Here is a 1,972-nt window from a genome sequence, read left to right on the forward strand (position 1 = left end):
GCTGCCCCGCTACCGGCGTCCGGCCACGGCGGCGGCGCTCCTGGCGGTGGCCCTGGCCATCCTCCTCGATCCGGTGAGCGTCCGGTTCGACGGAGCCGGAATCACCGCCGCCGGCACCATCGGGCAACTGGACTGGATCGGCGGGCTGTGGGCGGCGCTGGCCTATCTCGGGCTGGCTTCGGCGGTCCGGCTGGCGGCGGCATCGCGAGAGCGGCAGCCGAGATCCGCCCTGGCCGCCGGCCTGCACCTGGGCATCGCGGTGGCGCTGGCCTCGCTGCTGGCCGCCACGGTGTTCGACGGTGTCACCCAGACGATCATCCGCTGGCCCGAGCAGGCGGCGACCCTGGTCGCCCTGCCCGACGGCCAGAGCGTCGGCATCTTTCCCCCCGCCGCCGGCGCCCCCGCCACGGCCCGCGCCGTCTGGCGGCTGGAACGCGGCGGCGTCGAGGTCGAACGGGCCGAGGGGCTGGTCCATGTCCGCGACGACACCCCGTTTCCCGCCGGGCTGCGCGGCTCGCAGCGGATGGTCTGCGAGATTCTCGACTACCGCTATGCCCGGCACATCTCGAAGGGCGGCCACATGATCGATCCCTTCATCCATCGCGGCCTGTGGCGGGACGTCCAGGTCTGGCTTCCCGCCATGGATGCCGGCGAGCCCCACGACCTGCCGGTGGTGGTCAAGACCTTTCCCCTGGTATCGTGGCTGTGGGGCGGCCTTGCGCTTACCCTGGCGGCGGCGGTGGCCATGACGGTATTGCAGGACCGGCCGAGGAGGCGGACATGAGCGATGTGGCCCTGACCCTGACCCAGGCCAGGGGAGTGGAACGGCTGCTGGACGGCGGGCCGCCCCGGGTGGCCGATTGCGCCGCGGCGCTGGGCTGGCCGGAGCCCCCCCTGCCGGACGGCGTCGGGGACAAGGCGGTGACCCGCATCCATCTGGGGTCCGAATTCTGCGAGACCCTGCTGCCGTCCGAAGCCCAGTTGCGGCAGGCCCTGGGGCTGGTCGCGGCGGCGGGGCTGGATTTCGCCCTGCTGACCCCGGCGCTCTCCGACGCCGGACTGGCGGGGCTGGCCGCCCTGCTGCCCCATCTGGCCCCCGGAACCGAGGTGGTGGCCAACGACTGGGGGACGCTGCGCACGCTGCGCGACCACCGTCCCGACCTGATTCCGGTCGCCGGACGGCTGCTGTGCAAGATGGTCAAGGACCCCCGGCTGCCCTCGGCCGAATGGGTCCGCCTCTATCCCCACGGCGTCCATTCCGGCCCGTTCGGCGCCATCCTGGAGCGGATGGGAGTGGCGCGCATCGAGATGGACGTGCCGCCCTTCGCCGATGCCGGCGACTTCCGCTCGGGCTCCGCGCGGGTCGCGGTGCACGCCCCCTACGGCTTCTCGGTCAAGGGCCGCGCCTGCCGCATCGGCTCGCTGGCCCAGCCGCCCGAGGGCAAGTTCACCTCGGGGCAGGAATGCCGCCGGGAATGCCTGGTCTATGTGGGCGGGCTGTCGCGGGGCGACGCCGGGGCGGGCGACCTGCCCACCTTCCAGCGCGGCAACACGGTGTTCTACCGCCATTCGCCCGCCATGACCGCGGCGCTGTCCCAGGCCCTGGCCGAGGGCTGGATCGACCGGCTGGTTCTCAACGGAGACTGGAATGAAAATCGTCGCCCCCATTAGCCGCGTCGACGAGGTGGCCGCCGTGGCGGCGGCCGGCGCCGGCGAGATTTATTGCGGCATCGTCCCCGCCGACTGGACCGAGCGGTTCCGCAGCGCCGGGGTCAACCGCCGGGCGTTCGGCAACCTGACCCGCTACGAGGAACTGGCCGAGGCCATCGCCATCGCCGCCGGCCACGGCGCGGCCGTCTCGCTGGTGATGAACGCCCAGCATTACGCCGACCAGCAGGTCAACGCGCTGCTGGAACTGGCCGAACGCTTCGCCGCCATGGGCGGCCACGCCCTGATCGTCGGCGATATCGGC

The 1,972-nt window shown here is 72.8% G+C and carries 3 protein-coding genes; all 3 read left to right on the forward strand.

What is annotated here, in order from left to right:
• The coding region (locus H261_RS25620; protein WP_040477427.1) for a hypothetical protein at window positions 1-784 on the forward strand (784 nt) is incomplete at its 5' end.
• Window positions 781-1,671, forward strand: coding sequence for a hypothetical protein (locus H261_RS22695; protein ID WP_008622641.1), 891 nt, complete (start codon window positions 781-783; stop codon window positions 1,669-1,671). The genes H261_RS25620 and H261_RS22695, both read left to right, overlap by 4 nt.
• The coding region (locus H261_RS22700; RefSeq protein WP_008622643.1) for a hypothetical protein at window positions 1,649-1,972 on the forward strand (324 nt) is incomplete at its 3' end. The genes H261_RS22695 and H261_RS22700, both read left to right, overlap by 23 nt.

It is taken from the genome of Paramagnetospirillum caucaseum, assembly GCF_000342045.1.
Classification (GTDB): Bacteria; Pseudomonadota; Alphaproteobacteria; order Rhodospirillales; family Magnetospirillaceae; genus Phaeospirillum; species Phaeospirillum caucaseum.